Source organism: Streptomyces sp. YJ-C3, assembly GCF_053891275.1.
Window position 1 is genome coordinate 1,395,665 of record NZ_CM132685.1, and the last position, 26,381, is coordinate 1,422,045.

The 26,381-nt window shown below is 70.1% G+C and carries 25 protein-coding genes and 1 riboswitch; of the genes, 10 read left to right on the plus strand and 15 right to left on the minus strand.

Annotated features, from left to right (window positions below; genetic code table 11):
- Positions 1-2 precede the first annotated feature (2 nt).
- On the minus strand, positions 3-992 hold the full coding sequence (locus ACVHNB_RS06195; RefSeq protein WP_428952404.1) for a GlxA family transcriptional regulator: 990 nt from the start codon (positions 990-992) through the stop codon (positions 3-5).
- A gap of 94 nt (positions 993-1,086) precedes the next feature.
- Between ACVHNB_RS06195 and ACVHNB_RS06200 the strand changes: the two genes are divergently transcribed.
- The gene (locus tag ACVHNB_RS06200; RefSeq protein WP_456227573.1) at positions 1,087-1,254 is read left to right on the plus strand and encodes a hypothetical protein; all 168 of its coding nucleotides are present in this window, start codon (positions 1,087-1,089) and stop codon (positions 1,252-1,254) included.
- Here the strand turns inward: ACVHNB_RS06200 and ACVHNB_RS06205 are convergent.
- Together ACVHNB_RS06205 and ACVHNB_RS06210 are read right to left on the minus strand one after the other, a co-directional pair.
- Positions 1,251-2,270 carry a ribonucleotide-diphosphate reductase subunit beta gene (locus tag ACVHNB_RS06205; protein WP_428952402.1) on the minus strand — a complete coding sequence of 340 codons (1,020 nt, stop codon included), beginning with the start codon at positions 2,268-2,270 and terminating at the stop codon, positions 1,251-1,253. The genes ACVHNB_RS06200 and ACVHNB_RS06205 overlap by 4 nt on opposite strands.
- The gene (locus tag ACVHNB_RS06210) at positions 2,270-4,636 is read right to left on the minus strand and encodes a ribonucleoside-diphosphate reductase subunit alpha (protein ID WP_428952401.1); all 2,367 of its coding nucleotides are present in this window, start codon (positions 4,634-4,636) and stop codon (positions 2,270-2,272) included. The genes ACVHNB_RS06205 and ACVHNB_RS06210 overlap by 1 nt, the downstream gene beginning before the upstream one ends.
- Before the next feature lie 121 nt (positions 4,637-4,757).
- Positions 4,758-4,888: riboswitch (cobalamin riboswitch) on the minus strand.
- An 85-nt stretch (positions 4,889-4,973) separates the two neighbouring features.
- Between ACVHNB_RS06210 and ACVHNB_RS06215 the strand changes: the two genes are divergently transcribed.
- On the plus strand, positions 4,974-5,813 hold the full coding sequence (locus ACVHNB_RS06215) for a hypothetical protein (RefSeq protein WP_456227574.1): 840 nt from the start codon (positions 4,974-4,976) through the stop codon (positions 5,811-5,813).
- A 21-nt stretch (positions 5,814-5,834) separates the two neighbouring features.
- Here the strand turns inward: ACVHNB_RS06215 and ACVHNB_RS06220 are convergent, their stop codons facing one another.
- The 6 genes from ACVHNB_RS06220 to ACVHNB_RS06245 form a co-directional block, all read right to left on the minus strand.
- The gene (locus tag ACVHNB_RS06220) at positions 5,835-6,815 is read right to left on the minus strand and encodes a nucleoside hydrolase (protein WP_456227575.1); all 981 of its coding nucleotides are present in this window, start codon (positions 6,813-6,815) and stop codon (positions 5,835-5,837) included.
- A 96-nt stretch (positions 6,816-6,911) separates the two neighbouring features.
- The gene (mctP, locus tag ACVHNB_RS06225; RefSeq protein WP_428952398.1) at positions 6,912-8,534 is read right to left on the minus strand and encodes a monocarboxylate uptake permease MctP; all 1,623 of its coding nucleotides are present in this window, start codon (positions 8,532-8,534) and stop codon (positions 6,912-6,914) included.
- The gene (locus tag ACVHNB_RS06230) at positions 8,531-8,788 is read right to left on the minus strand and encodes a DUF3311 domain-containing protein (RefSeq protein WP_428952397.1); all 258 of its coding nucleotides are present in this window, start codon (positions 8,786-8,788) and stop codon (positions 8,531-8,533) included. Before ACVHNB_RS06230 ends, mctP begins: the two co-directional genes overlap by 4 nt.
- Positions 8,789-8,904: 116 nt before the next feature.
- Positions 8,905-9,108 carry a YbdD/YjiX family protein gene (locus ACVHNB_RS06235; RefSeq protein WP_428952396.1) on the minus strand — a complete coding sequence of 68 codons (204 nt, stop codon included), beginning with the start codon at positions 9,106-9,108 and terminating at the stop codon, positions 8,905-8,907.
- Positions 9,077-11,236 (minus strand): carbon starvation CstA family protein, encoded by a 2,160-nt coding sequence (locus ACVHNB_RS06240; RefSeq protein WP_428952395.1) that lies wholly within the window; start codon positions 11,234-11,236, stop codon positions 9,077-9,079. The genes ACVHNB_RS06235 and ACVHNB_RS06240 overlap by 32 nt, the downstream gene beginning before the upstream one ends.
- 81 nt (positions 11,237-11,317) lie before the next feature.
- Positions 11,318-12,082, minus strand: coding sequence for a GntR family transcriptional regulator (locus ACVHNB_RS06245; protein WP_428952394.1), 765 nt, complete (start codon positions 12,080-12,082; stop codon positions 11,318-11,320).
- A gap of 406 nt (positions 12,083-12,488) precedes the next feature.
- Here ACVHNB_RS06245 and ACVHNB_RS06250 point away from each other — a divergent pair, with 406 nt between their 5' ends.
- From ACVHNB_RS06250 to ACVHNB_RS06265, 4 genes are all read left to right on the plus strand, one after another.
- Positions 12,489-13,766, plus strand: coding sequence for an extracellular solute-binding protein (locus ACVHNB_RS06250; RefSeq protein WP_456227576.1), 1,278 nt, complete (start codon positions 12,489-12,491; stop codon positions 13,764-13,766).
- An 83-nt stretch (positions 13,767-13,849) separates the two neighbouring features.
- Complete coding sequence (locus ACVHNB_RS06255) at positions 13,850-14,842, plus strand: carbohydrate ABC transporter permease (RefSeq protein WP_428952392.1); 993 nt, start codon at positions 13,850-13,852, stop codon at positions 14,840-14,842.
- Complete coding sequence (locus ACVHNB_RS06260) at positions 14,839-15,669, plus strand: carbohydrate ABC transporter permease (protein WP_428952391.1); 831 nt, start codon at positions 14,839-14,841, stop codon at positions 15,667-15,669. The genes ACVHNB_RS06255 and ACVHNB_RS06260 overlap by 4 nt, the downstream gene beginning before the upstream one ends.
- A 9-nt stretch (positions 15,670-15,678) precedes the next feature.
- Positions 15,679-17,181 carry a glycoside hydrolase family 3 protein gene (locus ACVHNB_RS06265; protein ID WP_428952390.1) on the plus strand — a complete coding sequence of 501 codons (1,503 nt, stop codon included), beginning with the start codon at positions 15,679-15,681 and terminating at the stop codon, positions 17,179-17,181.
- Positions 17,182-17,280: 99 nt separating this feature from the next.
- Here the strand turns inward: ACVHNB_RS06265 and nagB are convergent, their stop codons facing one another.
- Positions 17,281-18,066, minus strand: coding sequence for a glucosamine-6-phosphate deaminase (gene nagB / locus ACVHNB_RS06270; RefSeq protein WP_428952389.1), 786 nt, complete (start codon positions 18,064-18,066; stop codon positions 17,281-17,283).
- A gap of 317 nt (positions 18,067-18,383) precedes the next feature.
- Between nagB and ACVHNB_RS06275 the strand changes: the two genes are divergently transcribed.
- The 3 genes from ACVHNB_RS06275 to ACVHNB_RS06285 all read left to right on the plus strand — a co-directional run bounded on the left by ACVHNB_RS06275 (position 18,384) and on the right by ACVHNB_RS06285 (position 21,979).
- Positions 18,384-19,496: an SIS domain-containing protein gene (locus ACVHNB_RS06275; protein WP_456227577.1), complete on the plus strand. Its 1,113-nt coding sequence runs from the start codon at positions 18,384-18,386 to the stop codon at positions 19,494-19,496.
- A gap of 52 nt (positions 19,497-19,548) precedes the next feature.
- Positions 19,549-20,172, plus strand: a complete 624-nt coding sequence (locus ACVHNB_RS06280) for a TetR/AcrR family transcriptional regulator (RefSeq protein WP_428952387.1) — start codon at positions 19,549-19,551, stop codon at positions 20,170-20,172.
- A gap of 340 nt (positions 20,173-20,512) precedes the next feature.
- Positions 20,513-21,979: a sensor histidine kinase gene (locus ACVHNB_RS06285; protein WP_428957555.1), complete on the plus strand. Its 1,467-nt coding sequence runs from the start codon at positions 20,513-20,515 to the stop codon at positions 21,977-21,979.
- Between the two features lie 235 nt (positions 21,980-22,214).
- Here the strand turns inward: ACVHNB_RS06285 and ACVHNB_RS06290 are convergent, their stop codons facing one another.
- Both ACVHNB_RS06290 and ACVHNB_RS06295 read right to left on the minus strand, forming a co-directional pair.
- A complete protein-coding gene (locus tag ACVHNB_RS06290; protein ID WP_016639615.1) occupies positions 22,215-22,472 on the minus strand; it encodes a WhiB family transcriptional regulator in 258 nt (85 codons plus the stop codon).
- Positions 22,473-22,791: 319 nt separating this feature from the next.
- Positions 22,792-23,760 carry a diacylglycerol/lipid kinase family protein gene (locus ACVHNB_RS06295; protein WP_428952386.1) on the minus strand — a complete coding sequence of 323 codons (969 nt, stop codon included), beginning with the start codon at positions 23,758-23,760 and terminating at the stop codon, positions 22,792-22,794.
- A gap of 126 nt (positions 23,761-23,886) precedes the next feature.
- Here ACVHNB_RS06295 and ACVHNB_RS06300 point away from each other — a divergent pair, with 126 nt between their 5' ends.
- On the plus strand, positions 23,887-24,339 hold the full coding sequence (locus ACVHNB_RS06300) for a hypothetical protein (protein WP_428952385.1): 453 nt from the start codon (positions 23,887-23,889) through the stop codon (positions 24,337-24,339).
- 75 nt (positions 24,340-24,414) lie between these two features.
- Here the strand turns inward: ACVHNB_RS06300 and ACVHNB_RS06305 are convergent, their stop codons facing one another.
- The 3 genes from ACVHNB_RS06305 to ACVHNB_RS06315 all read right to left on the minus strand — a co-directional run bounded on the left by ACVHNB_RS06305 (position 24,415) and on the right by ACVHNB_RS06315 (position 26,374).
- Positions 24,415-25,440 (minus strand): RNA polymerase sigma factor SigF, encoded by a 1,026-nt coding sequence (locus tag ACVHNB_RS06305; RefSeq protein ID WP_428952384.1) that lies wholly within the window; start codon positions 25,438-25,440, stop codon positions 24,415-24,417.
- Positions 25,437-25,850 carry an ATP-binding protein gene (locus tag ACVHNB_RS06310; protein ID WP_428952383.1) on the minus strand — a complete coding sequence of 138 codons (414 nt, stop codon included), beginning with the start codon at positions 25,848-25,850 and terminating at the stop codon, positions 25,437-25,439. The genes ACVHNB_RS06305 and ACVHNB_RS06310 overlap by 4 nt, the downstream gene beginning before the upstream one ends.
- Positions 25,851-26,113: 263 nt before the next feature.
- A complete protein-coding gene (locus ACVHNB_RS06315; protein WP_428952382.1) occupies positions 26,114-26,374 on the minus strand; it encodes a UBP-type zinc finger domain-containing protein in 261 nt (86 codons plus the stop codon).
- Positions 26,375-26,381 lie beyond the last annotated feature (7 nt).

Sequence of the window (26,381 nt, forward strand, 5' to 3'; positions counted from 1 at the left end):
CCTCACGCGGACCGACGGCCCTCGGACAGGTGGCTGACCGACCGCACCCGGAACGTCCTCCGGAAGGCGTTGGGCGTCGTGCCCAGCGCCTTCATGAACTGGTGGCGCATCGCCGCCGCGTTGCCGAACCCGGCGCGGAAGGCGATCGCGTCCACCGTCTCGTCCGTGCTCTCCAGCAACTGCTGGGCGAACAGCACCCGTTGGCGCAGCAGCCAGCGGTACGGCGTCGTGCCCGTCTCCTGCTGGAAGCGGCGCGCGAAGGTGCGCGGTGACATGTGCGCCCGCGCCGCCAGCTCCTCGACGGTCACCGGCGCGTCCAGATGCCGCTCCATCCATGCCAGGACCTCGCCGACGGTGTCGCAGCGCGTCGCGGGCAACGGCCGCTCCACGTACTGGGCCTGGCCCCCGTCGCGGTGCGGCGGCACGACCATGCGGCGCGCTATCGCGTTGGCCACCTCGGAGCCGTGCTCGGTGCGCACGATGTGCAGGCAGGCATCGATGCCCGCGGCCGTCCCGGCGGAGGTGATGACCGGGCCCTCGTCGACGTACAGGACATCGGGGTCGACCCGGGTGCGCGGATACATGACGGAGAGCTCGCGCGCGTACCGCCAGTGGACCGCGCAGCGGCGGCCGTCAAGGAGTCCGGCCTCGCCGAGCACGAAGACCCCCGCGCAGAGGCTGAGCACGCGCGCGCCCCGGTCGACCGCCCGCCGCAGCGCGTCGAGCAGCTCGGGCGGGTACTGGTCGAACCGCCGCCCCGCCGAGGGGATCGCGATGAGGTCGGCCTCCTCCAGGCGCTCCAGGCCGTGCGGGGTCGAGACCGTCATACCGGGCACGTGCGTGGTGAGCGAGGGACCCTCCACGGAGGCGACCGCGAAGTCGTACACCGGAAGCCCGGCGTCGCTGCGGTCGAGGCCGAACACCTCGCAGACGACGCCGAGTTCGAAGGGATGCACACCGTCGAGCAGCACTGCGGCCACGTTCTTCAGCATGCCCGCCAGTGTGCCGCAGAGTTGGCAGTAAATCGAGGGTCAGTGACAGTCCTGCCACTGCCGGGCGGGGTCCGGCGGCGGGAGAGTGGAGGACATGAACACAGCGATGAACTACCTCACCGTCCTCTTCGTCTTCCTCCTCCTCGCCGCCCCGTCCCTGTACGGGATCGCCCACGACCGCCGCATCGACCGGCAGCTCCGGCAGGCGCGACGGGACGCCGAACAGGCCTCCCGCCGCGCCGAGTTCACCCGGGCCGCCTAGAACTCCTCGTCGAAACCGACCGAGCCCTCGACCGCGACCTGGTACGCCGAGGGCCGCCGCTCGAAGAAGTTGGTCAGCTCCTGGACACCCTGCAGCTCCATGAAGGAGAAGGGGTTCTCGGAGCCGTAGACGGGCGCGAAGCCGAGGCGCTGCAGGCGCTGGTCGGCGACGCACTCCAGGTACTGCCGCATCGACTCGGTGTTCATGCCCGGCAGCCCGTCCCCGCACAGATCGCGCCCGAACTGCAGCTCGGCGTCGACCGCCTCCCGCAGCATGTCGGTGACCTGCTGCTCCAGCGCGTCGTCGAACAGGTCCGGCTCCTCCTTGCGGACCGTGTCGACCACGTCGAAGGCGAAGCTCATGTGCATCGTCTCGTCGCGGAACACCCAGTTGGTGCCGGTCGCCAGGCCGTGCAGCAGGCCGCGCGAGCGGAACCAGTAGACGTAGGCGAAGGCGCCGTAGAAGAAGAGCCCCTCGATGCACGCCGCGAAGCAGATCAGGTTGAGGAGGAAGCGGCGCCGGTCCGCCTTGGTCTCCAGGCGGTCCAGCTTCTCGACCGAGTCCATCCACTTGAAGCAGAACTCGGCCTTCTCGCGGATGGACGGGATGTTCTCCACCGCCGCGAACGCCGCCGCCCGGTCGTCCGGATCGGGCAGATAGGTGTCGAGCAGCGTCAGATAGAACTGGACGTGCACGGCCTCCTCGAACAGCTGACGGCTCAGGTACAGCCGCGCCTCGGGGGAGTTGATGTGCTTGTAGAGCGTCAGGACCAGGTTGTTCGCCACGATCGAGTCGCCCGTCGCGAAGAACGCGACCAGCCGGCCGATCATGTGCTGCTCACCCGGGCTGAGCTTCGCGAGGTCGGCGACGTCCGAGTGGAGGTCGACCTCCTCGACGGTCCAGGTGTTCTTGATGGCGTCCCGGTAGCGCTCGTAGAAGTCCGGGTAGCGCATGGGACGCAGGGTCAGTTCGAAGCCCGGGTCGAGCAGGTTCTTCTCGGCAGTGGTGTCGGACATTACTGGCAGGCCTCGCAGGACTCGGGGTTTTCCAGGGAGCAGGCGACCGCGTCCGCCTCGACGACGGGCGTGGCGGTCTGCGCGGGGACGCTGGAGCGGCCCGCCGCGCGGGCGATGCGCGTCGCGGGGCGCGAGCGCAGGTAGTACGTCGTCTTCAGGCCCGACTTCCAGGCGTACGCGTACATGGAGGAGAGCTTGCCGATGGTCGGCGTCTCCATGAACAGGTTCAGGGACTGGGCCTGGTCGAGGTACGGGGTGCGCGCCGCCGCCATGTCGATGAGGCCGCGCTGCGGGATCTCCCACGCCGTGCGGTACAGCGCCCGCACCTCCTCGGGCACCCACGTGAAGCCCTGCACCGAGCCGTTGGACTCGCGCAGCGCCTCGCGGGTCTGCGCGTCCCACACGCCGAGCCGCTTCAGCTCGTCCACCAGGTACGAGTTGACCTGGAGGAACTCGCCGGACAGCGTCTCGCGCTTGAACAGGTTGGAGACCTGCGGCTCGATGCACTCGTAGACACCCGCGATGGACGCGATGGTGGCCGTCGGGGCGATCGCGAGCAGCAGCGAGTTGCGCATGCCGACCGCGGCGATACGTTCCCGCAGCGCGGCCCAGCGCTCCGGCCAGGTGAACTCGACGCCGTAGTGGTCGGGGTGCAGGACACCGCGCGCGGTCCGGGTCTTCTGCCAGGCGGGCAGCGGCCCGTTGCGCTCGGCGAGGTCGGCGGACGCCTCGTACGCGGCGAGCATGATGCGCTCGGCGATCCGCGTGGACAGCGCCCTGGCCTCGGGCGAGTCGAAGGGCAGCTTCAGCTTGAAGAAGACGTCCTGCAGGCCCATCGCGCCCAGACCCACCGGACGCCAGCGGGAGTTGGAGCGGCCCGCCTGCTCGGTCGGGTAGAAGTTGATGTCGACGACCCGGTCGAGGAACGTGACGGCCGTGCGGACGGTCTCGTCGAGCCGCTCCCAGTCGATGTCCCCGGTCGCCGTGTCCACGAAGGAACCCAGGTTCACGGAGCCGAGGTTGCAGACGGCCGTCTCCCCGTCGTCCGTCACCTCCAGGATCTCGGTGCACAGGTTCGAGGAGTGGACCGTGTGGCCGGGCTCCGCGGTCTGGTTGGCGGTCCGGTTGGCGGCGTCCTTGAAGGTCAGCCAGCCGTTGCCGGTCTGCGCGAGCGTGCGCATCATGCGGCCGTACAGGTCCCGTGCGGGGATGGTCTTCTGGGCCTTCCCCTCGGCCTCGGCCTTCCGGTACGCGGCGTCGAACTCCGCGCCCCACAGGTCGACCAGCTCGGGCACGTCGGCCGGCGAGAACAGCGACCAGGTGCCGCCCTCGTTGACCCGGCGCATGAACTCGTCGGGGATCCAGTGCGCGAGGTTCAGGTTGTGGGTGCGGCGCGCGTCCTCACCGGTGTTGTCGCGCAGCTCCAGGAACTCCTCGATGTCGGAGTGCCACGTCTCCAGGTAGACGGCGGCGGCGCCCTTGCGGCGCCCGCCCTGGTTCACGGCGGCGACCGACGCGTCCAGCGTCTTCAGGAACGGCACGATGCCGTTGGAGTGCCCGTTCGTGCCGCGGATCAGCGAACCCCGGCTGCGGATGCGGGAGTACGAGAGGCCGATGCCGCCCGCGTGCTTCGACAGCCGGGCCACCTGGTGGTAGCGGTCGTAGATCGAGTCCAGCTCGTCCAGCGGGGAGTCCAGCAGGTAACAGCTCGACATCTGCGGGTGCCGGGTGCCGGAGTTGAAGAGGGTGGGGGAGGAGGGCAGGTAGTCGAGGCGGCTCATCAGGCCGTACAGCGCGGCGACCTCGTCGACGGCGCGGGCGCTGTCGTCCTCGGCGAGACCGGCGGCGACGCGGAGCATGAAGTGCTGCGGGGTCTCGACGACCTGGCGGGTGATCGGGTGGCGCAGCAGGTAGCGGCTGTGCAGGGTGCGCAGGCCGAAGTAGCCGAAGCGGTCGTCCCCGGCCGGGTCGATCAGCGCGTTCAGCCGGGCGGCGTGGATCCGCACGAACTCGGCGGTGCGGTCGGCGACGAGCCCCTCGCGGTGGCCGACCGCGACCGACTCGGTGAACGAGGTCACGCCCTGCGAGGCGGCCTCGGCGGCGATGGAGAGCGTCAGGAGCCGGGCGGCCAGCCGGGAGTAGACGGGGTCCTCGGAGATGAGCCCGGCCGCTGCCTCGGTGGCGAGTCCGCGCAGCTCGGCCTCGTCGGCGCGGGCACTGCGGCCGCGCAGCGCGGCGGCTGCGACCCGGCCGGGGTCGGCGTCGGGGAGGTCGGCGGTCAGCTCGGTCAGGGTGCGCAGCAGCGCGGTCCCCGGAGCGTCGTCCGGTGCGGCTGAGACCGGTTCGGCGGGCGGCGCGATGGTCACGTGGAGGCTCTCCCTCGCTCGGCTCGGGGCCTGCGGGGAGGGAGTGGCTCGGGCGCACGGAGGCGCCGTCGTCACCGGCCCATTCCGCGAGGCCCGGACGTCGTCGACGCCCGGGCCGGACGGCTCGGGCGTGCTGTCGACAGGTCATCGGACTCACGCGGGCGCTTATGTGCGCTTACGTTCACCGTTGCGGGACAGTTCCGGATTTGCACCGGATTCCCCTGCGGCGACAGCGAGAGTGAGCATACATCTTGTGTCAGGCTTTCGCGGCAGGCCCACATCTTGTGTCGGATAGGGTGACGGCGATCTACGGGCGGGCGATCTTGGGGAGGGCTCGATGCGCGCGTGGCAGGGGACGGCCGTGGTGCCGCTGGTGACGGTGCTTCTGGCGGGGTGCGGCGGGGGAGCGGCGGACCGGGCCGCGGCCGGGCCGTCGTCGTCCGCCCCTTCGAAGACGTCCGCGAGTCCGAAGACGTCCGCGAGCCCGACGGCGCCGAGCCCCGAGGTGGTCCGGCCCACCGGCCCCGCGACCGCCCCGGGCCGGGACGCCGTCGCCGCGCCCCGGCAGGTCTTCACCGCCGAGCAGTTGAAGAAGGCGCTGCTGCCCGACGCCGCGTTCGGTACGGGGCTGGAGCGCGGGGAGACCCAGGCGGGCCCGTACGAGAGCACCCACGACCAGCGCAGCGGCCGCTGGTCGTACTGCCTGGACGCGGCCGGCGAGAAGGACCCGGCCTGGCTGGGCCCGGCGGCGTACCGGGGCGCCATGGCGCTGGCCCGCACCCAGTGGGTGGACCGTGCGACCCGGCCGCCGGAGGGGCACCTCGTGGCGACGCAGATGATCGTGTCGCTGCCCGTCGCCGAGGCCCGCGACCATCAGCGCGTCGAGCAGGACATCCTGCGGCACTGCCGGGAGTTCGCCTCCGACATGGAGGCGGGCTCGGCGACCGAGCGGTACGGGACCGTGCCGCTCAAGGGCCTGGGCGACGAGGCGTTCCTGGAGGTCCAGGACGTGATGTACGAGGGCGGGACGACCACCCGGTACCGCGCCCATGTGCGGGTCGGCGGAGTGCTCGTGCTCCTCCTCGGCGAGGAGGGCGCGGGCCGCGACGAGACCGTCCGCTGGGCCGCCCACCTCGCGCGCGAGGTGGGCGGGACGCTGTACGGCGCCGGCGCGTGAGCACCGGCCCCGGCGCCGGTGCTACCCGGCCGCGGGCCGCTTCAGGAGCGTGTTCACGAAGTCCTCGGTGAAGTTGCGCGGGCCCGTGCCCAGGGCGACCCGGCCGCGGTGCTCGGTGCGGGCGGCCACCAGGGGCGACTCCGAGTAGTACGCGCGCGGGTAGTCGGAGTCGTAGGGGACGAACACTGTCTTGCCGCGGGTGAGTTCGCTCGCGCACTCCACGACGACCGTGCCCTCGGCGGCGGTCACGAACGACTCGTCGGCGCACACCCCGACGGCCAGCGGGTCGTGCAGGGGGCTGCCCCCGGTCTCCTCGTACGCGCCGAGGTAGAAGCGCATCAGGCGCGCGGTCAGCTCCATGCCCTCGCCCGCCTCCTCCAGAGTCTTGAGCTCGTCGGGCCCGAACCGCCAGCCGTGCGTCGCGTCGAGCCCGACCATCGTGTACGGGATGCCCGACGACACGACCAGGTCCGCCGCGTCCGGGTCCGTCCACGCGTTGAACTCGGCGACCGGCGTGATGTTCCCGGGCACCTCGGCCGCCCCGCCCATGAAGACCAGCCGCTTCACGCGCCGGGCGAAGTCCGGGTCCTCGCTCAGGGCGAGCGCCACATTGGTGAGCGGGCCCGTCGCGCACACCGTCAGCTCCCCCTCGTACGCGCGCGAGAGCCTCAGCAGGGCCTGCGCGGAGGACTCGGGGTGCTCCGGCGCGGTCGAGTCCGGCAGCTGCTCCGTACCGAGTCCCGCGGAGCCGTGGAACTCGCCGGCGGCCGCGTACGGCAGGCGGGTCAGCGGGCGGCCGGCGCCCCGGTGCACCGTCACGTCGCCGTCGATGCCGAACGCCCGGGCGAGGGCCCGGCCGTTGCGGAAGGTCTGCCCGGCGGGCACGTTGCCGCCGACGGTCGTGTAGGCCTTGAGGTCCCACAGCCCCGTGCCGAGCAGGTACTGCAGTGCGACGGCGTCGTCGATTCCGGGATCGCTGTCGAGCACGATGGGGGCGGCCATGGTTCCTCCGGGGCAGATGGTGCGTTGTATCGATCACCGTAATGCGACGGGCCCCTCCGTGAAGGAGGGGCCCGTCGTCGGCGGGGGAGGCGATTCCTAGTGGCCGGAGGCCCCGACGGTGGGCAGGTCGACCTGCACGCCCTTGTCGCCGGCGTCCGCGGTGTAGTCCTCGGGGGACGTCTCGTCGACGCCCTCCGGGGCCTTCACGGCCTTCAGGACGAAGGTGAGGACCACGGTCACGATCACGTTCAGCACGAACGCGGTCAGACCGATGTAGCCGATCTCCCCGATGCCCGGGATCTCCTTCGAGGAGCCGCCGAAGTGCTTCTGCGTCGGCGAGGCCACCCCGTACGCGGCGAGGGTGCCGTAGACCATGCCGACCGCCCAGCCGGCGAGCAGCGCCCACCGGTGGAACCAGCGGGTGAACAGGCCGCCCACCAGCGCGGGCATGGTCTGCAGGATCCAGATGCCGCCGAGGAGCTGGAAGTTGATGGCGACGGTCTTGTCCATGGTCAGGACGAAGGCCAGCGCGCCGACCTTCACCAGCAGCGACACCAGCTTGGAGACCTTGGTCTCCTGCTGGGGCGTCGCGTCCGGCTTGAGGAAGTCCTTGTAGATGTTGCGGGTGAAGAGGTTCGCGGCGGCGATGGACATGATGGCCGCCGGGACCAGCGCGCCGATGCCGATGGCGGCGAAGGCCACACCCGCGAACCAGTCCGGGAACATGTCCTCGAACAGCTGCGGAATCGCCAACTGCCCGTTCTGCACCTTGATCCCGGCCGCGATCGCCATGAACCCGAGCAACGCGAGCAGGCCCAGCATGAGCGAGTACAGCGGCAGGATCGTGGTGTTGCGCCGGATGACCTCGCGGCTCTTGGACGACAGGGTCGCCGTGATCGAGTGCGGGTACATGAACAGCGCGAGGGCCGAGCCGAGCGCGAGCGTCGCGTACGTCCAGGTGCCCTGCGAGCCGGGCGCGAGCGCCCCGACGGGCTTCTCGGTCGCGGGGTTGATCGCCTCGAACTTCTTGCCCGCGGCGGCGAAGATGTCGTCGAACCCGCCCAGCTTGATCGGGATGTAGATGATGGCGACCGCGATCACGATGTAGATCAGCGTGTCCTTGACGAACGCGATCAGCGCGGGGGCCCGCAGACCCGACGAGTACGTGTACGCGGCCAGCACGCCGAAGGCGATGAGCAGCGGCAGGTCCTTGATGAACCAGTTGGTGTTCTCGCCGCCGCCGACGCCCATCACGTCCAGGACGGCCTGGATGCCGACCAGTTGGAGCGCGATGTACGGCATGGTGGCGAGGATGCCGGTGATCGCGACGGCCAGCGAGAGGCCCTTGGAACCGAACCGGCCGCGCACGAAGTCCGACGTGGTCACGTACCCGTGCTTGTGCGAGACCGACCACAGGCGGGGCAGGAAAGTGAAGATCAGGGGGTAGACGAGGATCGTGTACGGCACCGCGAAGAAGCCGGACGCGCCCGCCGCGTAGATCGCCGCGGGGACGGCCACGAAGGTGTACGCCGTGTAGAGGTCGCCGCCCAGCAGGAACCAGGTGATCCAGGTGCCGAACGACCGGCCGCCCAGGCCCCATTCGTCGAGCGAGTCGTTCTCGGACCGGCGCCAGCGCGCGGCCAGGAAGCCCATGACCGTGACGGCCAGGAAGAAGATGATGAAGACGGTGAGCGCGACACCGTTGACGCCGTCGTTCATCCCTGGCTCCCGGTGGCCTTGCGGGCGCGCTGGTCACGCTGCCACAGCTTGTACGCGGTCATCGTGAGCGCCGTCGAGATGAGCACCCAGAGCATCTGGTACCAGTAGAAGAACGGGATGCCGATGAAGGTCGGGTCGATCTTGGCGTAGGAGCTGACCCAGAGCATCGCCACGAACGGCGCGGCCAGGCACAGCGCGATGACTACGCGCACCGGTGTCACCACCGGTCTCCTCACTTCAGGCGCATCGGACATGTCGCGGCTCCGTCCCCTCGCTGGTCGCACTTATCTCGTGCTTAACGTGCGGGAAATCTAGGCGAGAGTCTTGATCTATGGAACCCCTGTCCGGATAACGGACGAGCTCTTTACCCTCAACAGCAGCGGAACCCGCGCCCCGGGTCCTTTTCCTGGCGGTCCGTCCGCATGCGCTCGAACTCGCGCCGCGAGGCCACGGAGGCACCCGGGTGCGCGGAGCGCGCGTGCGCGACATAGCGCTCGTACGCCGATTCGTCCGTCAACTCACGTACGTACCAGCGCACATGTCTAACCACCCGAAGCAGCACCGATGCCGGCATCGCGCGCCTCCTTCATCTCCGCCTTCTCCTGCCGGCTGGGGACGAGCCCGGCCGGTGCGATCAGCGTGGACTCGACGTACGGTGCCTCGCTGAGTTTCGACGATTCCGGATCCCGTACGTGCCTCAGGCACACCCGTGCCGCGTCCACGATCACCACGACGACGAGCACGGCGAGCGCGGCCGAAAGGACGCCGTCCACCGTGGAGTTGGTGACGACGGTGTGCATGTCGTCCATGGTCCGGGCGGGCGGCAGGACCTTCCCCGCGTCGATGGCGTCCTGGTAGTCCGAGCGCTGCTGGAAGAACCCGACGCGCGGATCGCCGGAGAAGACCTTCTGCCAGCTCGCGGTCAGGGTGACGGTGGCGTCCCAGGCGAGCGGGATCCCGGTGATCCAGGCCCACTTGAGCCGCCCGGACTTCACCAGCAGCGTGGTGCAGACGGTCAGCGCCACCGCGGCGAGCAGCTGGTTGGCGATGCCGAAGATCGGGAAGAGCTGGTTGATCCCGCCGAGCGGTTCGTGCACGCCGACCCAGAGGAAGTAGCCCCACAGGGCGACCACGAGGGCGCTGGTGAGCAGCAGGCCGGGCTTCCAGCTCACGTTCTTGAACGGCCTGTACACGTTGCCGAGCATGTCCTGGAGCATGAAGCGGCCCACGCGTGTCCCGGCGTCGAGCGCGGTCAGGATGAACAGCGCCTCGAACATGATCGCGAAGTGGTACCAGAAGGCGCGCAGTCCGTCCCCGGTCACCTTCGAGAAGATCTCTGAGACGCCGACGGCGAGGGTCGGCGCACCGCCCGTACGGGACAGCAGGCTCGACTCCTCGACCTGCTGGGCCGCCCGCGCCAGCTCCGCAGGTGAGATCGAGTAGCCCAGGTTCGCCACGGCCTGCGACGCGGACTGCACGGTGTCGCCGATGACGCCGGCCGGGGCGTTCATGGCGAAGTAGAGCCCCGGGTCGATGATCGAGGCCGCGACGAGCGCCATCACGGCCACGGACGACTCCATCAGCATGGAGCCGTAGCCGATCATCCGGACCTGCGTCTCCTTCTGGATCATCTTCGGCGTCGTGCCGGACGCGATGAGCGCGTGGAACCCGGAGAGCGCGCCGCACGCGATGGTGATGAAGACGAACGGGAACAGCGACCCCGCGAACACCGGCCCGTCCCCGCGCGAGGCGAAGCCGGTGACGGAGTCCATCTTCAGTGTCGGCAGCGTGACGACGACCCCGACGGCCAGCAGCGCGATCGTGCCCAGCTTCATGAAGGTCGACAGGTAGTCGCGCGGCGCGAGCAGCATCCACACCGGCAGCACCGAGGCGACGAAGCCGTACGCCACCAGCCAGATCACCAGCGTCGACGGCGCGAGCGTGAAGGTGTCCGCGAAGGACGACTCGGCGACCCAGCGCCCCGCGACGAGCGCGAACAGCAGCAACGCGACGCCGATCAGGGAGACTTCGCTCACCCGCCCGGGCCGCAGCACCCGCAGGTAGAACCCCATGAACAGCGCGATCGGGATCGTCATCGCGATGGAGAAGGTGCCCCAGGGGGACGCGGCCAGCGCGTTCACGATCACCAGCGCGAGCACCCCGAGCAGGATGATCATGATGGCGAACGCGGCGAGCAGCGCGGCGGCCCCGCCGAACGGGCCGATCTCCTCGCGCGCCATCTGCCCCAGCGAACGCCCGTCGCGCCGGGTGGAGAAGAACAGCACGACCATGTCCTGGACCGCGCCCGCGAAGATGACGCCGACGATGATCCAGATCGTCCCCGGCAGATACCCCATCTGCGCGGCGAGCACGGGTCCGACGAGCGGTCCGGCCCCGGCGATGGCGGCGAAGTGGTGGCCGAGCAGCACGCGCCGGTCGGTCGGGTGGAAGTCGATGCCGTTGTTCAGCCGCTCCGCGGGCGTGGCCCGGCGAGCGTCCACCCGCAGCACCTTGTGCGCGATGAACTTCGCGTAGAAGCGGTAGCCGATGGCGTACGAGCCGAGGGCGGCGGCCACCATCCACGCGGCGGAGATCTCCTCGCCGCGGGAGAGGGCGAGCACGGACCAGCCGGCCGCGCCGACGAGCGCGACAAGGGTCCACAGGGCGATGGTGCGCGGAGAGCGGCGAGATCCGGTACGCACGTGTGCGTCCTCCCGTCCATGCGACGACGGGAGGACCGTAGGGCAGAAAGGTGAGCCGCGCTACACCGCGTGCGGAGCCGTTCAGTCCATGGGCCGCTTGAGGCGCGCCACGAACTTGTAGCGGTCGCCCCGGTACACCGAGCGCACCCACTCCACCGGCTGGCCCGAGCCGTCGATGGAGTGGCGGGAGAGCATCAGCATCGGCAGGCCCACGTCGGTGCCGAGCAGGCCGGCCTCGCGCGGTGTGGCCAGCGATGTCTCGATGGTCTCCTCGGCCTCGGCGAGGTGGACGTCGTAGACCTCGGCCAGCGCCGTGTAGAGGGACGTGTACTTGACGAGCGACCTGCGCAGCGCCGGGAAGCGCTTGGCCGAGAGGTGCGTCGTCTCGATGGCCATCGGCTCGCCGCTGGCCAGCCGCAGCCGCTCGATGCGCAACACGCGTCCACCTGCGGAGATGTCGAGGAGCCCGGCGAGCGTGTCGTCGGCGGTGACGTACCCGATGTCGAGCAGCTGCGAGGTCGGCTCCAGGCCCTGCGCCCTCATGTCCTCGGTGTACGAGGTGAGTTGGAGGGCCTGTGACACCTTGGGCTTGGCGACGAAGGTGCCCTTGCCCTGGATGCGCTCCAGCCGGCCCTCGACGACCAGCTCCTGCAGGGCCTGGCGGACGGTGGTGCGGGAGGTGTCGAACTCGGCGGCGAGCGTGCGCTCCGGCGGCACCGGCGTGCCGGGCGGCAGGGTCTCCGTCATGTCGAGGAGGTGCTTCTTCAGGCGGTAGTACTTGGGCACGCGTGCGGTACGGACGGGCGCCCCGCTCTCGTTCTCCGCACTGCTGACGTCGGTGCTCATGCTCCGCCTTCCCGGCTCCGGTGCCGATGCGACCGGCGTACCCGTCGGTCACGGCTCACATCGTGGCACGGCTCGCTGCGGGGGACTCCCCGCACGCTCCGTGATCCCTCCTTATACCGTCCGGTGACCGTCTGGTCTAGTCCACGCTGCCGGGCGGTGGGAGCGGTCCCTCATTTCCGCTCAACACCCGTGCCGCGGTGGGCGGGTGTCGTTCCGATAACGGACGCACGGACCTTTCTCGGCCACTCTTGACACGCTTATTGGTCTGGGCCAAGCTCCCGGTACTGGTCTACACCATTAGTGGCCAGGTCCCAGTCCCATCAGCCGTATCCGCGTACGTATGTTGCGTACTCGCCGTATGTCATCGCTGTGGGTGGGGGGTTCAGGCATCCCTGAGGAGGGTGACATGAAGCGCAAGCTCATTGCGGCCGTCGGCGTCGCGGCGATGATGTCCGCGGTCGCGGCCTGTGGGGGCGACGACGGTGACAGCGGCAGCAAGGCGGGCCCGGACAGCTTCAAGGGCCAGACCCTGACGGTCTGGGCCATGGACGGCTCGACGCCGCCGAACTGGACCAAGGACCTCACGGCCGCCTTCGAGAAGAAGACCGGCGCCAAGCTGAAGTTCGAGACCCAGAAGTGGGACGGCATCCAGCAGAAGATCACGACCGCGCTGTCGGAGTCGACCCCGCCGGACGTCATCGAGGTCGGCAACACCCAGACCCCCGCCTACGCGGCCACCGGCGGCCTCGCCGACCTGAGCGACCTCAAGGAGGAGATCGGTTCGGACTGGACCGAGTCCGTCTCCAAGTCCTCGGTCTACGAGGGCAAGCAGTACGCCGCGCCGTGGTACTTCGCCAACCGCGTCGTCGTCTACAACAAGAAGGTCTGGGCCGACGCCGGCATCAAGGACACCCCGAAGACGCGCGACGAGTTCTACAAGGACCTCGAGGCCATCGGCAAGAAGACCAAGGCCGAGCCGATCTACCTGCCCGGTCAGAACTGGTACTTCTTCGACGGCCTGACCATCGGCCAGGGTGCCGACCTGGTGAAGAAGGAAGGCGACAAGTACGTCTCCAACCTGGGCGACCCGAAGGTCACCAAGGCCATGGAGATCTACAAGAAGTACGCCTCCTACTCCAAGGCCCCCAAGGACAAGGACGAGGCCACCCCGCAGCAGGCCGAGGTCTTCGCCAAGGGCAACGTCGGTGCCTTCATCGGCATGGGCTGGGAGGGCGGCACCGCCATCGCGGCCAACAAGAAGATCGAGAAGGACATCGGCTACTTCACCATCCCGGGTGAGACGGCCGACAAGCCCGAGGGCGTCTTCCTCGGCGGCTCGAACCTCGCCGTCGCCGCCGGCAGCAAGAAGCAGGAGCTGGCCAAGGAGTTCCTGAAGCTGGCGCTGTCCGACAAGTTCGAGGGCGGGCTCGCCAAGGAGAGCGGTGTCATCCCGAACAAGACGTCGCTCGAGTCCAACCTCAAGGGCAACGCCGTCGCCGAGGCCGCCGCTCCGGGCGCCGCGGTGGGTGGCACCACCCCGCTGATCCCCGAGTGGGCCGCGGTGGAGAACACCCCGAACCCGATCAAGAGCTACATGACCGCGGTGCTCAACGGCAAGTCGCCGGAGGAAGCCGCCAAGTCCGTCGAGGGCGAGATCAACAAGCGCCTCGCGCAGAAGAACTGATCACCCTCGGCCGGGGGCGCCCCTGACGGGGTGCCCCCGGCACAGGCGTGTCGACCGTACGGCCACGGAAGAGATGGCGAGTCATGTCAGTGCAGACTGAAGGCACGGACACGGCCGGGGTGACCGGTGTCCGCAAGACCGAGGCGCCGCCCCCGCGCAGGCCGGAGGGATCCGGCGAGAAACGACGCAAGGGCGCGCCCGCCCCCTACCTCCTGCTGCTGCCCGCCCTGGTGGCCACGATCGTCCTGCTGGGCTGGCCCCTGGTGAAGAACGGCATGCTGTCGTTCCAGAACCTCAATCCGCGCCAGCTGATCCTCCACCTGACCGAGTGGAACGGGGTCGAGAACTACAAAGAGGTCCTGGGCAGTTCGGACTTCTGGCGGGTCGTCCTCCGCTCGGTGATCTTCACCGCGGTCAACGTGGTGCTGATCATGCTGCTCGGCACCCTGGTGGGCCTGCTGCTCGCCCGGCTCGGCAAGAAGATGCGCCTGCTGCTGCTGTTCGGCCTGGTGCTCGCGTGGGCCATGCCGGTGCTCGCCGCGACCACCGTCTTCCAGTGGCTGTTCGCCCAGCGCTTCGGTGTCATCAACTCCGTGCTGGACTCGCTCGGCTGGCACTCCATGGCGGACCACAACTGGCTCGCCACCCAGCTGTCCACCTTCTCGGTGGTCACGCTCCTCATCGTCTGGCAGTCGATCCCGTTCGTGGCGATCAACCTGTACGCCGCCACGACCACCATCCCCAAGGAGCTGTACGAGGCCGCTTCGCTGGACGGTGCCGGCACGTGGAAGTCGTTCACCTCGGTGACCTTCCCGTTCCTCAAGCCGTTCCTGCTGGCCACGACGTTCCTCGAGGTCATCTGGGTCTTCAAGGCGTTCCCGCAGATCTTCGCGATGAACGAGGGCGGTCCTGACCGCCTCACCGAGACCCTGCCCATCTACGCCTTCGTCGAGGGCTTCGGCAACCAGCACTTCGGCATGGGCTCCGCCATCGCGTTCCTGACGATCCTGGTGCTGCTCGCGCTCACCTCGTACTACCTGCGTCTGGTGCTCAAGCAAGAGGAGGACGAGCTGTGAGGCGCTCACTCGTCGGACGGATCTGGCCGGGGACGGTCGCCGTCGCCCTGTTCGTCGTCTTCGCCTTCCCCGTCTACTGGATGTTCGCCACGGCCTTCAAGCCGACGAACGACATCGTCACGGACAGTCCGGTCTGGATCCCGACGAACGTCACGCTCGACCACTTCGACAAGGCGATCCACGCCGACCACTTCTGGACCCTGGTGGGCAACTCGCTCACCGTGACGATCCTCTCGGTGGTCTTCTCCCTGATCATCGCGCTGTTCGCGTCCTTCGCCCTGGCCCGCATGCGGTTCAAGGGACGGCGCGGCTTCATCATCGTCTTCATGATCGCGCAGATGGCCCCCTGGGAGGTCATGGTCATCGCGATCTACATGCTGGTCCGCGACAACGACATGCTGGACAGCCTGGTCCCGCTCACCGTCTTCTACATGATGATGGTGCTGCCCTTCACGATCCTGACGCTGCGCGGCTACGTCGCCGCGGTGCCCAAGGAGCTGGAGGAGTCCGCGATGGTCGACGGCTGCACCCGGCCGCAGGCCTTCATCAAGGTGATCTTCCCGCTGCTCGCGCCCGGCCTGATGGCCACCTCGCTGTTCGGCTTCATCACCGCCTGGAACGAGTTCCCGCTCGTCCTGATCCTCAACAAGGCCGTCGAGAAGCAGACGCTGCCGCTGTGGATCTCCCAGTTCCGCACCGCCTTCGGTGACGACTGGGGTGCGACGATGGCGGCGTCCTCGCTCTTCGCGATCCCGATCCTCATCCTCTTCGTCTTCCTGCAGCGCAAGGCCGTCAGCGGCCTCACCTCCGGCGCCGTGAAGGGATAACGCCACCTGATGACCACTCTCACCAGCGGCACCGACACGCTCACCCGCGACGCGCTGACCGTCCTGCAGCCGGGCTTCACCGGCACCACCGCCCCCGACTGGCTGCTGCGCCGCCTCGGTGAGGGCCTCGCGTCGGTCGGACTCTTCGGCCGCAACATCCAGACCGCCGAGCAAGTGGCCGCCCTGACCGCCCAGTTGAAGGCGGAACGCGGTGACCTCCTCGTCGCCATCGACGAGGAGAGCGGCGACGTCACCCGCCTCGAGGTCCGTACGGGCTCCTCGTTCCCCGGCAACCACGCCCTCGGCGCCGTCGACGACGTGGACCTCACCCGTGCCGTCGCCCACGAGCTCGGCCGCCGCCTCGCCGAGTGCGGCGTCAACCTCAACTGGGCGCCGTCCGCCGACGTCAACGCCAACCCCGACAACCCGGTCATCGGCGTCCGTTCCTTCGGCGCCGACACCTCGCTCGTGGCCCGGCACACCGCCGCGTACGTGGAGGGCATGCAGGCCGCCGGCGTCGCCGCCTGCACCAAGCACTTCCCCGGGCACGGCGACACGGGCGTCGACTCGCACCACGACATGCCGCTCATCGACGTCGGCCTCGACGTGCTGCACGCCCGCGACCTCGCCCCGTTCCGCGCGGCGATCGCGGCGGGCAGCCGGGCCGTGATGAGCGCCCACATCCTGGTCCCGGCCCTGGACCCGGACCGCCCGGCGACCCTGTCCCGCCGCATCCTCACGGGTCTGCTCCGCGAGGAACTCGGCTACGACGGCCTCATCGTCACCGACGGCATGGAGATGCAGGCCATCTCCTCGACGTACGGCATCGAGCGCGGCAGCGTGCTCGCCATCGCCGCCGGGGCCGACGCCATCTGCGTGGGCGGCGGCCTCTCCGACGAGGAGACGGTGAACCGGCTGCGGGACGCCCTCGTCACCGCCGTACGCACCGGCGAACTGCCCGAGGAACGGCTCGCGGACGCCGCCGCCCGGGTGCGTGCCCTGGCGGAGTGGACCGCGGCGGCGGGCCGGGCCGAGCGGTCGGCGGGCGCGTCGGGGGGCGCGTCCGGCACCGAGGTCGGCCTGGTCGCGGCCCGTCGCGCGGTCACCGTGACCCGCGACGGCTACGCCCCGCCGGTGCTGGACCCCGTGCACGTCGCGGCCTTCTCGCCGGTCGCCAACATCGCGGTCGGCGACGAGACCCCCTGGGGTGTCGCCGCCGAACTCGAGCGGCTCCTGCCCGGCACCACCACCGGCTCCTACACGGGCCCGGACGCGGGCGCGGCCGCACTGGCCGCGGCGGGCGAACAGCGCATCGTCGCCGTGGTCCGCGACGAACACCGTCACGCGTGGATGGCCGGGGCCCTGGACACCCTGCTCGCCGCGCGCCCGGACACGGTGGTCGTGGAGATGGGCGTGCCGCAGGCCCCGCCGCGGGGCGCGCTGCACATCGCCACGCACGGCGCGGCACGGGTGTGCGGGATCGCCGCCGCGGAGGTCATCGTCGCCGGCTAGCGGCCCGGGACACAGAGAAGGTGCCGGTCACCCCGCTCGGGGTGACCGGCACCTTCTCTGTGTCCGACGCGGTGATCCGGGCCGGCTTACACGCCTGGCTTACAGGCCCTGCCACTCCGGCTTGTTCACGTACGTGTGCCGGAAGTAGTCCGCGAGCTTCAGCTTGGACGCCGCCGCCTCGTCGACGACGACCGTCGCGTGCGGGTGCAGCTGCAGCGCCGACGCCGGCACGACCGAGGCGACCGGCCCCTCGACGGTCGCCGCCACGGCGTCCGCCTTGCCCTCGCCGGTGGCCAGCAGCACCAGGTGCCGGGCCTCCAGGATCGTGCCGATGCCCTGCGTGATGACGTGCCGCGGCACCTGGCTCAGGTCACCGTCGAAGAACCGCGCGTTGTCCGTGATGGTCTGCTCGGTCAGCGTCTTGATCCGGGTCCGGGAGGCGATCGACGAGCACGGCTCGTTGAACCCGATGTGCCCGTCGGTGCCGATGCCGAGCAGCTGCAGGTCGACGCCGCCCGCCTCGGCGAGCGCCTTGTCGTACGCCACGCACGCCGCCTGCACGTCGTCCGCGCTGCCGTCCGGGCCCATGAAGGAACCCTCGTCGAGCCCGAGCGGCTCCACGACCTCGCGCAGCACGGTCGCCCGGTACGACTCGGGGTGCCCGGTCGGCAGCCCCACGTACTCGTCGAGCTGGGCGATGCGGGCCTTCGACGCATCGACCTCACCGGCGCGCACCTTGGCCGTCAGCGCCTCGTAGATGGGCAGCGGGGTCGAGCCGGTGGCCACGCCGAGCAACGCGTCGGGCTTGCGCCGCAGCAGCTGGGCCATGGCCTCGGCGATCAGCTCGCCACCTGCCTTGGCGTCCGGAACGATCACAACTTCCACGCTGGGCCTGCCGTTCTGGTCGGAGGAGACTGAGGGGAATGTGGTATAGACCAATCTAGCAGAGCGAACCCCAGCCGGTCAGGCCCCGCGCGGGCCCCATTGCGTCCATGCTCGGCGCTGCGCCGGTGCTCGGCATGTCGAGGGGCCGGGCGTCAGGGAACGGCGGGGGCTCGGGGACCCGGTCGCCCGGCACCCGCGCCGCACCCCGGGGCCGCTCCGCTGGGCGGGCCGGACGGCGGGCGTTCACAGTGGAAGGTGCCGAAGGCGCCCGGACCACGTGGCCCGGGGGCCCGCGCCCACCCACAGGAGGTGCCCGCATGTCCGCCACGCCAGACACCCCACCCCCGCAGGACCGGCCGTCGGGTACTTTGTCGCGGGAGCCGGAGGGGGAGCGGCCCGGGCGGATCATGTCCCGCGAGATCCGCGAACAGCCCGACGTGCTGCGCCGCCTCCTCGACACCGGCGCCCCGCGCATCCAGGAGGTCGCCCGTCAGGTCGCCGCCCGCGGCCCCCGCTTCGTCCTGCTCGCCGCCCGCGGCACCTCGGACAACGCCGCTCTCTACGCCAAGTACCTCCTCGAGATCCGGCTCGGCCTGCCCTGCGGCCTCACCTCCATGTCCACCACGACGGCCTACGGAGCCCGGCCCGATCTGCGCGACGTCCTCGTGATCATCGTCAGCCAGTCCGGCGGTTCGCCCGACCTGGTCGCCTCGACGAAGGCCGCCCGCCGGGCCGGCGCGATCACCCTCGCCGTGACCAACAACCCGGACTCCCCGCTCGCCGCCGTCTGCGAGCACCACATCGACGTCCTCGCCGGACCGGAGAAGGCGCTCCCCGCGACCAAGACGTACACCGCCGCGCTGCTCGCGCTGTACCTCTTCGTCGAAGGGCTGCGCGGCGGCGACGGGTCGGCCGCCGCCGTGCTGCCCGGTCTCGCCGCCGACCTGATCGCCCGCGAGGACGAGGTCCGCACCCTCGCCGCCCGCTACCGCTTCGCCGACCGCATGGTGATCACCTCCCGCGGCTACGGCTATCCGACCGCCAAGGAAGCGGCCCTGAAGCTCATGGAGACCAGCTACATCCCGGCTCTCTCGTACTCCGGCGCCGATCTGCTGCACGGCCCGCTCGCCATGGTCGACAACGTCTCCCCGGTCATCGCCGTGGTGACCGACGGCCCGGGCGGGCGCGCGCTCCAGCCGGTGCTCGACCGGCTGCGCGGGCGCGGCGCCGACCTGGTGGTGATCGGCCCCGAGGCGCAGGTGGCTCAGGCCTCCGCCGGGTTCGTCCTGCCGACCGCAGGGGTGCCGGAGGAGCTGCAGCCGGTGCTGGAGATCCTGCCGCTGCAACGCCTCGCGTACGAGGTGACCATCGCCCGGGGCCAGGACCCGGACGCGCCGCGGGCCCTCGCGAAGGTCACGGAGACGCGGTAGCGGGGCCCCACGCCCGCCCTCGTTGTCTAGCGGGCGCTATAGAATTCGCCCCATGGCGACCAAGCAGCGCGGACGGCCCCGCTCCTTCGACCGGGATGCCGCCCTGGAGAAGGCCATGCGGGCCTTCTGGGAGCACGGGTACGAGGCGACCTCGGTCTCCGACCTGACCCGCGAGATGGGCATCGGCGCCCCCAGTCTGTACGCCGCCTTCGGTGACAAGCGGTCGTTGTTCGAGGAGGTCGTGCGGGTCTACGCCGTCACGCACGGCTCCCGGCCCGGCCGCGCCCTGACCGAGGAGCCCACGGCCCGCGGCGCCGTCGAGCGACTGCTGCGGGAGGCGGCCGACGAGTTCACCGACCCGTCCCATCCGCACGGCTGCCTCGTGATCCACGCCGCGGCGAACTGCGCGACCCCCGAGGTCGAGCAGGCCCTGCGCAAGCAGCGCGGCGCCAGCCTCGGCGCCATCGAGGACCGGCTGCGCCGGGGGGTGGCCGCCGGCGAGCTGCCGGAGCACACCGACGCGGCGGCGCTCGCCCGCTTCGTGGGAGCCGTCTTCCAGGGCATGTCCCAGCAGTCGCGGGACGGCGCGAGCAGGGCCGAGCTGGAGTCGATCGCCGGCCTCGCGATGGCCGCCTGGCCGGGCGGTGAACCGACGCGCCCCGGCACCCGTGAGTGAGGACGGGCGCCCCCGCGGGCTCGGAGGAAACGACGACAACAAACCTCTGCCGACGCATAGACATGGGAGAATGGTCTAGTCCACAATGCGTAATGAAGACCTCCGCCCTCCCCGCACAGGAGGACGGACAGAGGTTCCGCGCTCTCTGCCCTGACTGCGGCGGATCCTCGATCGGCACCCGGGAACCGCACACCTGGAAGCCGATGCACCTGAAGGGCTGCGGTGCCAGGGAAAGGGTTGAGGGTCCCGACCCCCGGCGCCGCGGCCCGTCGGTCTTTTCAGGAGCCTCCCGACTTTTCGGGCCCGTTCGGCCGCCGGGTACGCTCGGCTCGTGCCCTCCATGAACGATCTCGTACGCCAGCACACCGCCCTCGGTGACTCCGACCTCGAGTGGCTCCACCTGCTGGTCTCGGAGTGGCAGTTGCTCTCCGACCTCTCCTTCGCCGACCTCGTGCTGTGGGTGCCCACCCGCGACGGCACGCGCTACGTCTCCGTGGCGCAGATGCGTCCGAACACCGGGCCCACCTCCTACCAGGACGACATGGTCGGACATCTGGTGCCGCGCGGCCGCCGCCCCATGCTGGACGCCGCGCTCGACGAGGGCCGCATCGTGCGCGAGGGCGACCCCGAGTGGCGCGAAGAGGTCCCGGTGCGGGTCGAGTCCATCCCCGTACGCAGGGAGGGCCGGGTCCTCGGTGTCATCGCCCGCAACACGAACCTGCTGACCGTCCGCACGCCGTCCCGCCTGGAGCTGACCTATCTGCAGTCGGCCTCCGACCTGGCGCAGATGATCGCGGCCGGCTCCTTCCCGTTCCCGGGGCAGCAGGTGGACATGGACGCCTCCCCGCGCGTGGGCGACGGACTGATCCGGCTCGACGCCGACGGTGTCGTCCAGTACGCGTCGCCGAACGCCCTGTCCGCGTACCACCGGTTGGGCTTCTCGGCCGATCTGGTCGGACACCACCTGGGCCGGACCACGGCCGAACTGGCCCCGTCCCGCGGCCCGGTGGACGAGGCGCTCGCCAAGGTGGCCAGCGGGTGGGCGCCGCGCGAGTTCGAGATCGAGGGCGAGGAAGGGTCGATCCAGCTGCGCGCGATCCCGCTCAAGCCCAAGGGCGCGCGCATCGGATCACTGGTCCTGCTGCGGGACGTCACCGAACTGCGGCGCCGCGAGCGGGAGTTGATCACCAAGGACGCGACCATCCGGGAGATCCATCACCGGGTGAAGAACAATCTGCAGACCGTGGCCGCGCTGCTCCGGCTCCAGGCCCGGCGCATCGAGTCGGACCGGGGGCGCGAAGCGCTGGAGGAAGCCGTCCGGCGCGTCGGTTCCATCGCGATCGTGCACGAAACCCTCTCCCAGAACCTTGACGAGCGCGTGGAGTTCGACGAGATCGCCGACCGGGTGCTGGCCATGGTCGCCGAGATCTCGCCGGGCCAGGTGACCGGGCGGCGCACCGGCCGCTTCGGAATCCTGGACGCCGAGGTGGCGACCCCGCTGTCGATGGTCCTGACCGAAGTCCTGCAGAACGCGCTGGAGCACGGCTTCCGCCAGGGCGACACCGGCACCGTCGAGGTCTCGGCCGTGCGCGGCGGCACCAGCAAGGACGCCCGCCTGCTGATCACCGTTCAGGACGACGGCGTCGGTCTGCCCGAGAACTTCGACCCGAAGCGGGCCGGCAATCTGGGGCTGCAGATCGTACGCACGTTGGTGGAGGGCGAGTTGGGCGGAACGTTCGACATGGTTCCCGCACCCGAGCGCGGCACCCAGGTGGTCCTCGACATCCCGGTACGCACCCAGAAGTAGCTCCACCACATCCGCACATGTGACCCCGCCCGCAGATGTGGAGATGCTGCACAGAAGCAAACAGCAGTGAGCCCCGGACCGTTGAACGGTCCGGGGCTCACTGCTCGCGTTGCTCGGGTCATGTCCCGGGCTGAGCCTGGGGGAGCATCGGGGGTACTGCGCGCTGCGGCTCGGGGGCGGGAGATGCGTACTCGCTGTACGCGCCGCCGGGCTCAGGCTCGTGAGGGGTGGGGAATCAGGCGGAGGCCTGACGGGCCCGGTTGCGAGCGGCGCGGCGCTTCATCGCGCGGCGCTCGTCCTCGCTGAGGCCACCCCAGACGCCGGAGTCCTGGCCGGACTCGAGCGCCCACTGCAGGCACTGCTCCATGACGGGGCAGCGGCGGCAGACGGCCTTGGCTTCCTCGATCTGCAGCAGCGCAGGACCAGTGTTGCCGATGGGGAAGAAGAGCTCGGGGTCTTCTTCGCGGCAAACGGCGTTGTGACGCCAGTCCATGGCTGCTACCTCTCCTTGGTATTACATGCAGGTTGCTTGTGAATGTGAACGCTTTCACGAATCCCTCAACAAGTGAAGGGCCGAACGTCACATGGGCGACGGTGGTCCGTTGCTTTGAGGAGGGGATTCGGGCTCTCTGTGGGGCCGATGTTGCGGGCCGTCCCGAGCGCCATGTAGAGATTCGCAAACCTCGGCGGCGGATACAACCCCTTCTGGAAAGTTTTTTTTGATTCCTCGGTGTCGGCTAGGTCACAGCCGTACTTCCATGGGGTGGAGCCTGGCCCAAACGTTCGAGATAAAGGACTTTGGGCCCTTCCGCTCACACAATCACACGCAGTGCACGGCGTACGCCTGTGAACGTCACGCTCGTCCGCAGCCCCAGGTGGTCACCGTCCATCTGAAGGGGTAGCGGCACCTTGGAATGCAAGGTGAAGTCGGTGAGGTCGTGGAGCGTGACCGCGTTCCTGCCGCGGGGTCCGCGTTCGGGTGTCGACGTCAGCAGCTGGGTGCCGTAGCGGGCCACTGCGGGAGTCGACAGTTTCTTGAGTCCGAGCACGTCAAGGCCGGTGTCGAAGGATGCCTGGGGCGTCGGATAGAGCGGCCGGTTGCCCAGGAAGGACCACGGCGAGGTGTTGCTGACTATGGAGACGACCAGATCCGTGACCGGGTCCTCGCCCGGGCGTTCGAGCGTGATCGTGCCGTGCCGGCGGTCGGGCTCACCGAGGAACTGGCGCACGACCTGTCGCACATACAAGGCATGTGTCGAACGCTTGCCCCGCTCGCGCTGCTGCTCCACCCGGCCGACCACACCCGCGTCGAACCCGAGGCCCGCGCTGAAAGTGAACCAGCGGGACGGGACCGCCTCGTCCTCCGTGCCCGTGGTGCCCGCGGCGAGGCCGAGGCCCACCGTGCGCTCGCGGCCCTCGCGCAGGGCGTCCAGGAGCTGCCCCGTGGCCTCCACGGGCTCGTTCTGCAGCCCCAGGGCGCGCGCGAAGACGTTCGTGGAGCCGCCGGGCACGACGGCCAGGCCCGGCAGGCGGTCGAGGTCGGGGCCGTTGTGCAGCAGCCCGTTCACCACCTCGTTGACCGTGCCGTCGCCGCCGAGGGCGACGACCAGCTCGATGTCCTTGCTCTCCGCCGCCTGCCGGCCCAGGTCGCGGGCGTGGCCGCGGTACTCCGTGGTGACGGCCTCGAGCTTCATCTCGCTCGCCAGGGCGTGGATCAGGACATCGCGCGTGCGCGCACTGGTGGTGGTTGCCGCTGGATTGACCACAAGAAGTGCACGCATGCGATGCAGGGTACCTAGCGGCCTTGATCGCGCCCAGACCGAGGTAGGAGTCGGGTAAGAGTCCGGCGGGCCCGGGCCCGGGGTGCGCCCTGCGGGACGGCAGCGGGCGGGGGCTACTCTGCAAAGGTGACCTCAGAGCAGAACCCCGCCCCCGAGACCTCCGAAGAAGACGGCCCGCGCCCCGGCCGGCTGACCGCCGCGGCGGCCCTGGCCGGACTCGAGGGGGCCGCGCTCGTCGTGGGCGGTGCCTACATGCTGGTCGCCGGGCTCACCGGGAACCCCGACAACCCGGAGCAGGCCGTCACCGGCGGCGTGACCCTGATCGTGCTCGCGCTGCTGCCGCTGCTGGCCGCGCGCGGGCTGCTGGCCCGCAAGGGCTGGAGCCGCGGCCCCGCGATCATCACGCAGATCATGGCGCTGCCCGTCGCCTATACGTTGCTGCAGGCCGACAGCGTGGCCATCCCGGGCGGGATCGCGCTCGCCGCGGTGGCGATCGCCGCACTGGTGCTGCTGGTCAATCCGGCGACCACGCGCGCGCTGGGCATCCGCACGCCGGGGAGCGCACAGCAGCCCAAGTAGGCGCAATGGAGCGACACGAAGGCGCCCGGTGCGGTGAACGCACCGGGCGCCTTCATATGCGTACGTGCTCGGAGGTCACTCCTCGACCAGGAGCCTCTCGCGCAGCTGGGCCAGCGTGCGGGCCAGCAGGCGCGAGACGTGCATCTGGGAGATGCCCACTTCCTGGGCGATCTGCGACTGCGTCATGTTCCCGAAGAAGCGCAGCAGCAGGATGCGCTTCTCGCGCGGCGGCAGGTCCTCCAGGAGCGGCTTGAGGGACTCGCGGTACTCGACGCCCTCCAGCGCCTCGTCCTCGGCGCCCAGCGTGTCGGCGACCGCCGGGGACTCGTCGTCCGTGTCGGGGACGTCCAGGGACAGCGTGGAGTACGCGTTGGCCGACTCCAGGCCCTCCAGGACCTCCTCCTCCGAGATGGCCAGCTTCTCGGCCAGCTCGTGGACCGTGGGGGAGCGGCCGTGCAGCTGGGACAGCTCGGCCGTCGCCGTCGTCAGGGCCAGGCGCAGCTCCTGGAGGCGGCGCGGGACGCGCACGGCCCAGCCCTTGTCACGGAAGTGCCGCTTGATCTCGCCGACGACCGTCGGGGTCGCGTACGTGGAGAACTCGACGCCGCGCTCCGGGTCGAAGCGGTCGACCGACTTGATCAGGCCGATCGTCGCGACCTGGGTGAGGTCGTCCAGCGGCTCCCCGCGGTTGCGGAAACGGCGCGCCAGGTGCTCTACCAGGGGCAGGTGCATGCGCACGAGCTGATTGCGCAGCTCCGCGTACTCGACGCTGCCGTCCTTGAGAGTGCGCAGCTCGATGAACATCGCCCGCGCACCGCTGCGGTCGCGCGGATCGTGCCGGCCCTGCTGCTCACCGTGTCGCTCGTGGTCGCTCATCAATCCCGCCCGTCGCGCGTCCGATCCCCCAGGTCCCCCGCGAAGCCCGGTCCCGGGGGCCGACACTGCCTGCTGTGGCCCGTCGGCCGCCGGGTCCTCCGGGTGGGGCCGGGCCTGCTGCTCGGGAATACCGACGACCGGCCGCCGCACGCCGTCCGTGCCGCCGGCCGGGAGATCCCGTGTGCCGCGCTTGTCGTCCCGCACCGGACCGTCCCCGTTCATCACGTCGGGCCGGGGCCCGCGCCGCGCTTCTTGTAGAGGCTGATCGAGACGGTGTTGTCCTCGGCCACCGAGGAGTCGACCTGGCCCGCGAGGGCCGACAGCACCGTCCACGCGAAGGTGTCGCGCTCCGGCGCCCGGCCGTCGGTGGTCGGCGCGGAGACGGTCACCTCCAAGGAGTCGTCGACGAGACGGAACACGCAGCTGAGTACGGAGCCGGCGACGGCCTGCTGGAGCAGGATCGCGCAGGCCTCGTCGACCGCGATGCGCAGGTCCTCGATCTCGTCGAGGGTGAAGTCCAAACGCGCTGCGAGGCCGGCCGTGGCCGTCCGCAGCACCGACAGGTAGGCACCCGCAGCCGGCAGTCGGACTTCCACGAAGTCCTGATTCCCGGGCTCGCCTGCGATCTGGGACACCCTCACCTCCAAGGTGGTACAAGCACTTTCGGGCTCCGGAGGTCCTCCCCCGGGTGATGCGCCACATATATCTGCGGTGACGCTACCGCGCGCCCGACTTTCCTGTCCCGGGGACCCCCGGCCCGTTGCTGTCACTCATAGTAAGCCTACGGGTACGGACAGTGGCTAGAGGGTGTGCGGGCCCAATTGGAAAGAGCGGGCGCCGGGTTGACGTACCCAAGCACTCACCGGTCGAACCCCGACGCGGGTGCGGATCGCCCGTATCAGACAAGCACGTCGTCCACGAAGCACCAGCGCCAGCTCTCACCAGGCTCGAAGGTGCGCATCACGGGGTGGCCGGTCTCCTTGAAGTGCTCCGTCGCGTGCCGGTACGGCGAGGAGTCGCAGCAGCCGACGTGGCCGCAGATCAGACAAAGCCGCAGTTGCACAGGGTGACTGCCGACGGCGAGACACTCCGGACAGGTCTCACTGAGGGGAGCCGGTTCGGGGTGCGGCAGCGCGTCGACGTGCGAGCACTCGTTCATGATGGCC